6 protein-coding genes are annotated in these 8,539 nt (G+C 71.8%); 3 read left to right on the top strand and 3 right to left on the bottom strand.

All coding sequences use genetic code 11. The annotated features are described in order from the left end of the window. Positions 1 to 127: 127 nt before the first annotated feature. Entirely contained in the window at positions 128 to 502 is a 375-nt protein-coding gene (locus IEZ08_RS25625) for a response regulator transcription factor (protein ID WP_068922318.1), read from the bottom strand. 193 nt (positions 503 to 695) lie between these two features. Here IEZ08_RS25625 and IEZ08_RS25630 point away from each other — a divergent pair, with 193 nt between their 5' ends. Beyond that, positions 696 to 2,561, top strand: coding sequence for a sensor histidine kinase (locus IEZ08_RS25630; protein WP_176728429.1), 1,866 nt, complete (start codon positions 696 to 698; stop codon positions 2,559 to 2,561). A gap of 313 nt (positions 2,562 to 2,874) precedes the next feature. After that, positions 2,875 to 3,117 (top strand): DUF7455 domain-containing protein, encoded by a 243-nt coding sequence (locus IEZ08_RS25635; protein WP_068928556.1) that lies wholly within the window; start codon positions 2,875 to 2,877, stop codon positions 3,115 to 3,117. A 153-nt stretch (positions 3,118 to 3,270) separates the two neighbouring features. Here the strand turns inward: IEZ08_RS25635 and IEZ08_RS25640 are convergent, their stop codons facing one another. Beyond that, positions 3,271 to 5,313 carry an ATP-binding protein gene (locus IEZ08_RS25640; protein ID WP_203863620.1) on the bottom strand — a complete coding sequence of 681 codons (2,043 nt, stop codon included), beginning with the start codon at positions 5,311 to 5,313 and terminating at the stop codon, positions 3,271 to 3,273. 300 nt (positions 5,314 to 5,613) lie between these two features. Here IEZ08_RS25640 and IEZ08_RS25645 point away from each other — a divergent pair, with 300 nt between their 5' ends. Then, entirely contained in the window at positions 5,614 to 6,852 is a 1,239-nt protein-coding gene (locus IEZ08_RS25645) for an EAL and HDOD domain-containing protein (protein ID WP_068922321.1), read from the top strand. A gap of 43 nt (positions 6,853 to 6,895) precedes the next feature. Here IEZ08_RS25645 and IEZ08_RS25650 read toward each other — a convergent pair whose 3' ends face one another. Next, the gene (locus IEZ08_RS25650; protein ID WP_189243140.1) at positions 6,896 to 8,077 is read right to left on the bottom strand and encodes a coiled-coil domain-containing protein; all 1,182 of its coding nucleotides are present in this window, start codon (positions 8,075 to 8,077) and stop codon (positions 6,896 to 6,898) included. Positions 8,078 to 8,539 lie beyond the last annotated feature (462 nt).

Raw genomic sequence — 8,539 nt, forward strand, 5'->3', positions numbered from 1 at the left:
CGGTGCACATTACCTTTTGTAGTTATCCAACAACACTTTGTCATATATCGCTGAGAGCGAACACTGCCTGATCCGTGCTCTCCCCGGCGTCCCGGCGGAGCCGCCGGGACGCCGCACCGGGACGGGCTCAGGGGCGGGCGCGCGACAGGAGCGCCTCGACGCGCACCGCGAGCTCACGCGGGCTGAACGGCTTGACCATGTAGTCGTCCGCGCCCGCCCGGAACCCCTCCTCCACATCGCCCTCCTGGGCCTTCGACGTCAGCATCAGCACCACCACGCCCTCCATCTCGGGCATCGCGCGCAGCCTGCGGCAGACCTCCGGCCCCGACAGGCCCGGCATCATCCAGTCCAGGATCACGATGTCGGGACGGTTGGCCTCCAGCTCCGTCAAAGCCTCCATCCCGTCGCCTGCGGTGCGCACCTCGTGGCCCGCCTGCTCCAGCCGGAACACGGTCAGATCCCGGATGTCGAGATCGTCCTCGACGATCAGAACGCTGCTCATGGTCACCCCGTGACGTCTCTCCCCGAAAGCCCCTTTGACCAGCGTTCATACCCGGTTCCTCTGTTCTAGGCCTCAATCGTGCCGCAACCGCCCGCAACCGATCAGCACCTCAACTCCACGGCGGGCCTTCCGATGGGACAGCGAGATCTATCCAGTAGCGGATCGGGGGGTGAGGATGAGCCTGCGCGACAGGATGGCTGCGGATTCCGCCGACCTCCGGACGCCCCGGCGCGTCGGCCGCGCCGGCGGAGTGGTGCTGGCGGGCGTTCTTCTGGTGCTCGGCCTGTTCGTGACCACGCTGGCGGCCGGGGCACTGGCCGGAACGCAGCGTCAGCAGGACGAGAGCCGGATGGACCGCTCCATGGAGGTGGCGCGGGCCGTGGTCGCCGGTGAGGCCTACCGGCGTGTGGAGCTCCTCGGTCAGCTCTCGGCCTCGGTCGGCACCCAGAGGGAGCTGACGGCGCACGACTTCAACGCCCTGACCCACCGGTTCGCCTACCGGGGACTGCCCGGGGTCAGCGAGGTGGGGTTCGTCGTCCCGGCCACCGACGACCAGGTGCAGGGCGTGCAGCGCCTGTGGCGGAGCAGGGGGTCGGCCGTGGCGGTGCGCCCCGTGCCGGCCGACGAGCACCGGCTCGTCGTGCTGAGCCGCAGCCTGGACGGTCTCTCGAGCGCGCTGGGCGCGGATCTGGCGGCCGCCCCCGAACCCGTGACGGCCATGGACGCCGCCCGCCGTACCGGGCAGGTCACCGCCAGCCAGGTCTACGTGCTGCTGCGGGACCGCCCGCTGGCCCCCTCGCGGCGGCAGCCGTCGTTCGTGCTGGCGGCCCCCGTCTACGGAGCGGGCGACGTCCCCGACGCCGGGCTGCTGCGCGGCTGGTTGCTGATGGGCGTGCGCGGCGTCGACTTCATGGACGGCACCCTGAAGCAGATCGCCCAGGGCATGATCAACGTGAAACTCACCGACGTGTCCGTACCCGGCCAGGAGAGGCGGCTGGCCGAGCTGCGGGGCGGCGAGCCGGTGGGCGACACCGGCCTCCACCGCGAGACGACGATCGACGTCGGCGGACGTCAGTGGAAGCTGGAGCTCCAGCCAACCACCGGATTCCTCTCCGCCGGGGGGACGCGCACCTACCAGGCGATCATGGGCAGCGGAGTGATCGCGAGCCTCCTGCTGGCCGGGCTGGTCCTGGTCCTGGTCACCTCGCGGGACCGCGCGCTGGCCCGGGTGGAGCAGGCGACCGCGGCGCTGCAGGCCGACATCGTCCACCGCCAGCACGTGGAGACCCACCTGCGGGAGCGGGAGGCGGAGCTGGAGCGCTTCGCGGCGGTCGCGGCCCACGATCTGAAATCCCCGCTCACCGTGATCATGGGGTACTGCGAGCTCGTGGAGGACACGCTCGCCCCCGGGAGCGACTCGCAGGTGACCGGCTGGCTGGGACGCGTGCGGACCGGGACACGCAGGATGCAGCACCTCATCGACGACCTGCTCGCCTATGCCGCCGCCGGGGACGGATCCCTGGAACCGGCCGAGATCGACCTCGACACGCTCGTCGCCGACATCGTCATGGAGCGGACCTCCCACCTCGACCACGACCGGCCCAACATCGAGTTCGGCAGGCTGCCGAAGGTCGTCGCCGACCCGGCCCGCATCCGGCAGGTCCTGGACAACCTCATCGGCAACGCCGTCAAGTACGTCCGGCACGGCACCGTCGCCCAGGTCGACATCAGCGCCGAACGCGAGGGGGACATGTGGCGGATCGCGGTCGCCGACCACGGCATCGGGATCTCCGCCGACCAGCGCGAGAACGTCTTCGCCGCCTTCGCCAGGGCCCGCGGCAGCGAGGGCTACCCCGGCACGGGCCTCGGGCTCGCCATCTGCCGCCGGATCGTCAACCACCACGGGGGAGAGATCCGCGTCGAGGAGAACCCCGGTGGCGGCTCCCGGTTCGTCTTCACCCTTCCGGTGGCGCCGGAGCCGTCCAGCCGGGGCGCCGAGGCGGAGGGCGGCGAGGACGACAGGGCCGAACGCTCCGCCTCGGGATCCGGCCGCAGGTGAGCCGCAACCGGACGGGCCTGGGCGGTGTGAGCCGCGGCCGGACGGGCCCGCCGTGCCGAGCCGGACGGGGTCGCCCGGCGGCCGCAACCGGGCGGCACCCCGGCTGATCCCCTCCCGCCACGCGGGTCGCGCCCAATGGAGACAGGTGACAAACCTCACTGCCGCCGGATCCACGGAACAGCGGCGCGTGCGCGGTCGTTCACGGGGACGGCACGGGTCACCGGGGTCGCATGTCTCAGTTGCCGGGCTCACCGGCCGATGGTGTGACGACCAGCAGTAATGACCGTAACCGAATGACACGGGGGTGGAAGTGATGACGATCACCAAGGAGAGGATCCTGCAGAACGACCCGCTGAAGATCGCGGACCGTTGCGATCAGTGCGGTGCTCAGGCGTTCGTCCGCGTCGTCTTCGGCATGGACCGTGATCTGCTGTTCTGCGGCCACCACTTCAACCGGCACGAGCCGATCCTGATGACCCAGTACCCCCACGTCAGGGTGACCGACGAGCGCCACCGGATCAACCACAAGCCGAGCCTGTCCGCCAACGCCGACTGAGCGGGGTCCCTCCCCGGCACCAGCCCTGCCGGGGCGGACCGCCCGCGCACGCAGCGATCTGCACGCGAGGAGCCGTGCGTACACGCTCCCGCTCCGCTCCGCCCCAGCCCCCGGTCCTGCAGGACCGGGGGCTGGGCCGTTCGACGGGCCGGGTCAGCCGGGCGCGGGGATGGTGAAGAAGAAGCGGGAGCCGCCTCCGGGATTGTCCTCGACGCCGATGGTGCCGCCGTGGCGTTCGACGATGCGCTTGCAGATGGCCAGACCGAGGCCGCTCCCGACGTAGCCGGCCTTCACGTGCGCGCGGTGGAAATTCTCGAAGATCGCCTCGTGCTGCCCCGGGGGGATGCCGATGCCGCGGTCGGCGACCTCGACGCGTACCCACCCCCGTCCCGCGGGCCCGGAGGTGACGGTGACCTCCGGCGTGCTGCCGGGCGCGACGTACTTGACGGCGTTGCCGATCAGATTGTCCATCAGCTGGCGCAGGAGCGCCGGATCGGCCCGCACCTCGGGCAGGTCGCCCAGGTGGAAGCGGGGTGGATGGGCCCCGCTCAGATGGGCCGGGAGGTCGGCACGCGCCGAGACGATGTCCCGCACGACACCCGCGAGATCGACCGTGGCGGGCCTGACGGCCGCGTCCCGGGCGGTGGTGTAGGTGAGCAGGTCCTGGATCAGGTGCCGCATGCGGGCGCTGGCCCGCTTGATCCGGGCGATGACGTCCTTCACGCCGCCCGGCCCCTCGGCGCCGGGCTGCTCCTCGACGGTCTCGGCGAGCACGTCGGCCCAGCCCTCGATGGTGGTCAGGGGATTGCGCAGGTCGTGGGCGACCACGCCGGCGAACGCGGTCAGCTCGTCGCGGTGCCGGCGCTCGGCGGTGACGTCGTGCAGGACCATGACCACCCCGCCCTCGGGCGAGGGCATGGGGATCGCGCTGACGCTGAGCGTGCGGCCCTCGGGGACGCCGGGGTTGCGCACCACCACGTCCATGCCGCTGACCTCGTGGCCGGCCAGGGCCTTCAGGTGCGGCATCTCATCGTCCCGGAGGGGCCGCCCGTCGGGGTGGAACAGGCCGTAGTGCTCGCTGCCGGCGAGCCTGTCGGTCGGGCTGGTCACCCCGCCGAGCAGGCGCTGGGTGGCGGGGTTGCGCATCAGGAAACGCCCCTCCGCGTCCAGTACGGCCAGGCCGTCGTGCATCGTGTCGACGATCGTCGTCAGGAGCCGCGCCTGACCGGAGGCCGACTCCTCGGCCGCGCTGAGCCGCCGCAGGAGCGCCTCGCGCTCGTCCCGGCTGAGCGCGAGGGTGAGGCCGACGAGGGTGACCAGCCCCACGAAGACCTGCGCCACCATGGCCCGGACCGGGGCGGACTCGATCGACGCGAAGGGGCCGTGGCCGTTCAGAGTGAACAGGATGCCGGCCGCGCCGACGATGAGGTCGTGCAGGACCACGAAGGTGGTGTTGAACCGGAGCCCCGCCCAGACCGTCACGGCCAGCAGCGGGAACGCCAGCGGCAGGTCGTGGTTGATCCCGAAGGCCACGACGTAGGCGAGGGCGGACGTCACGATCAGTGCGGCGCACTCCAGCCTCCGCCACGCGCCGAGCCCGCGCAGCATGGCCCAGGCGGCCCGGAAGGCGGAGGCGGCGTCGCCGTACGAGCCGAAGAAGCGGCCCAGCCGCAGGCCGACCGCGCCGATCAGCACGACGCTCACGGTGTTGCGGATCAGCCACACCGCCGTGGAGATCCACGCCCACTGGCCGGTGAGGATCCACGACGCCGTGGGACCGATGGCCGTACCGCACAGGGTGCTGGCCGCCGCGGCCAACAGAAGCCGCCAGACATGCTGAACCCGGTCGAAGCGCCCCCAGCCCGCAAATTCCCACAAATCAGGACATAGCAGTTTAAATAACCGCAGAAAAACCCACACCTGGACCAGATTCGCAACCACGAAAGCGACCGCCAGCTCGGCCGGAGCGCCGGTCAGCACGTTGACGGTGAACGTGAGCGCCGCGAACACCGCCGCGTCCAGCCACTGCGACCGTTCGTGACGCTGCGCCGTGAACCACAGCACCGCCACACCCGCCGAGGGCCACACCAGGCTCAGGCTCGACCCCTCGATCACGGTCATCCGGCCGGCGAACGTCGCGATGAGGAAGACCAGGGCGAACCCGGCCGTACGGCGCAGCGCGGACGCCGTGGGCACCAGCGGGCTCCCCGCCGCGGGCATCAGCGGACCGCCCGCCGCGCCGTACGGCCGCCGAACTCCGACAGGTCTGCGCAGCCCGGATCCGCCCTCACCGTCGTGGAAGGCAGTTCACCGGTCTCGCACAACTTCACCGGAACCTCATCCCCCCAAGGCGACCCGGCTTAACGGCGGCGTCGGCCCCGGTGACCAGGATTTCCGGACTGTTGCCGGTAGCGTTCTCCGTGGCCGACGGGAGTGAAACCCACTTCAGTGGAGGAGATTTCTCACATGGAGCCCTCGCCAGTCGATATAGGTCACATGTACACCGCCGACAGGCCTGTCGACTGCGGCTGGCACCGGATTCACATCGGTCGCCAGCCGATCCATGACACCACCGGTGAATTGGTCGCCTACGAGCTCCTCTTCCGCTCCAACGCGCGAGCCGAGGGAGCGAGCGCGCGCGGCGCCGAGGCGACCAGCCAGGTGATCGTCAACGCGTTCAGCGAGTTCGGACTGGAACGGCTCACCGGCTCACGGCTGTGTTTCATCAACCTGACGCGTGAGTTCCTCGTCGGCGAGCTGCCGCTCCCGTTCGACTCGGGCTCGGTGGTGCTGGAGGTCCTGGAGAGCGTCAGCATCGACGACCAGGTGATCTCCGGAGTGCGCAAGCTCTCCGAGCAGGGGTTCGCCATCGCGCTGGACGACTTCATCCTCGGCAACGAGCACGAACGCCTGCTCGACGTCGCCTCCTACGTCAAGCTCGAGGTCTCCGGGGTGGACCCCGAGGTCCTGCGCTCCCGCGTGGCGGTCTGCAGGGCCTACGAGGGCCTGCTGCTGGTGGCCGAGCGGCTGGAGACCATGGAGGACCTGGCGTTCGCCCGCGAGCTGGGATTCCACCTGTTCCAGGGCTACCTGCTGGGCAAGCCCCGCGTGCTGTCCCTCGACACGCTGGAGCCCAGCCGCCTGCGCCACCTCGAACTGATCAGCAAGCTCGCCGACGAGCAGACCGACATGGACGAGGTGGCGGCGACCGTCACCGCCGACCCCGCCCTGTCCTACCGCATCCTGCGTGCCGCGAACTCCGCGGCGACCGGTCTGTGGCAGCGGATCTCCTCGGTGAACGACGCCATCATGATCATGGGTACCGAGCGCCTGCGGCACTGGGTGACCCTGATGCTCCTCAGCGACGTGGTCGGCACCGACGGCAACGTCGAACCCGAGCGCATGTCCTACATCCTCACGCGGGCCCGGCTCTGCCAGCTGCTCTCCAAGTCCCTGGGCCTGCCCAGCGACAAGGCGTTCACCGTGGGGCTGCTGAGCGGCATAGCCGACCTGCTGGGCGTGGCTCCGGCGGATCTGATCTCCCACCTGGTGCTCAGCGAGGACGTCTCGGACGCGGTCATCGGCGAGCGCGGCCCGCTCGGCTCGGTCGTCACCACCGCCAAGGCGTACGAGTCCGGGCGTCTTCCCGACGACAGGATCGACGAGTCCGGCCGGCTGGCGCACGCCTACCTGAGCGCCGTGGACTGGTCGATGAACATCGTCGCCAGCGCCTGACCCTTCCGGCCCGTCGCGGCCCCTCCCGGCCCGTCCCGGGCGGTCAGACGTCCGGACGCTCAGGCGCCCGGACGTCCGGGACCTCCCGGGCACCCTGGACGCCCTGGACATTCCGGACGGGGGCGAGGGCGGCCAGCGCGGCCATCAGCTCGTCCATCCGGGCGTCGCGGGCGGTCTCGGCCGCCTCCCGGGCGGCCTGCAGCTCCCGGACCCGGTCCTCGGCGGCCTGCCGTACGGCGTGCGCCTGCTCGGTCTCCGCGCGCGCCCGGGCCGCCTCGTGCCGCGCCCGGCCGACGGCGGCCTCGGCGTCCGCACGTGCCCGCTCGGCCGCGCTCTCCGCGATCTCGGCACGCTCGCGCAGGCGTTCAGCCTGCTCCTGAGCCGCACGGACCCGCTCCTCGGCGAGACGGGCCTGTTCGCGGGCCCGGTCCGCCTGCTCGCGCAGCACCGTCCCCTCGGCGCTCGCCTCCGCCAGGGCCCGCTCGGCGGCGGTGAGCTGCCCGGTCTGCCCGGCATGCGCGGTGCGCAATCCCTCCAGCTCCCGCCGTACGGCGCGCAGCTCCGCGGCCGTCTCGTCACGGGCGGTCTCGGCCGCCTCCCGGGCGGCCTCGGCGACCCGGTGCGCGGCCTGGGCGGCCTCCCTGGCGGCCTCCGCCTGCCCCCGGGCCCGCTCGTGCACGACCGCCTCCTGCCACGCCTCGCGCCGGGCGTCCTCCGCCTCGGCCCGCGCCCGGGCCGCCAGCCGTTCGGCCCGCTCCCGGGCCTGGCGGTCCTCCCGGGCGGCGTTCAGGGCCTCGCGGCGACGCCTCTCGGCGACCTCGGCCCGCTGTCCGGCGTCCTCGGCCTCGGCGCGGGCCTCGGCCGCCTCGGCCTCGGCGGCGGCGATCCGGGCCAGCGCACCGCTCTCAGCCGTCTCCAGGCGTTCCAGGAGCCGGGCGAGCAGGCCGCTCAGCTCACCCGCGGCCGGCAGCAGGCGGTCGGCCAGCGCGGCGGCCTCGGCCAGCGGCCCGGAGACGGCGGCGGCCTGCTGCGCCCGGCGGGCGCGGGAGGCGGCGTCGGCGCAGGCCTTCCTGCAGTAGAGGCGGGGCCGTCCCCCCTTGCGCCTTCCCTCCTCGTCCAGGGGTTCGGGGGGCAGCGGCTCCCCGCAGTGCACGCACGCCGCGGCCTCGCGCCCCGCCGGGCTTCCGCCGCCCGTCTCCCCTGAACCCGCGTCTTCGCCGCTCATGTCTTCCCAGGCCGAGTCCCCGCCGGTCGTCCCGCCTGCGGTCGCGCCCTCTCCGCTCACGTCTTCCCCGGCCGCTCTCCCCGCGGGAGCGTGCTCCGCTGACGCCGGTGCGCGTCCTTCCGACCCTCCCGCCGGGGCGGCGCCGGATCCGTCCCGCCGACGGGGTTGCTCGATCATGCGAGGACTCTACAGCAAAAGCTTTAGCGCCACGCTTAAGGAAATCGCGTTAGAGAAAAACCTATACCATCCATATCTCTGAGTTTCGATAACACCTGCTTAACGCAACTCAGAAATCCCGTGCGGAGCGGGCTGCAGTCCTCATGGGAAGTGTGCTCCGCCGTACCGGTCAGGCTCCTGCGCGGTGGAGGGAATCGAGGCGGGCCATCTCGTCAGGGGAGAGTCGCAGCGCGCCGGCGGCGATGTTGTCGGCCAGGTGGTCCGGGTTGCCGGTGCCGGGGATGG

It is taken from the genome of Planobispora rosea (genome assembly GCF_014648175.1).
Taxonomy (GTDB): Bacteria; Actinomycetota; Actinomycetes; order Streptosporangiales; family Streptosporangiaceae; genus Planobispora; species Planobispora rosea.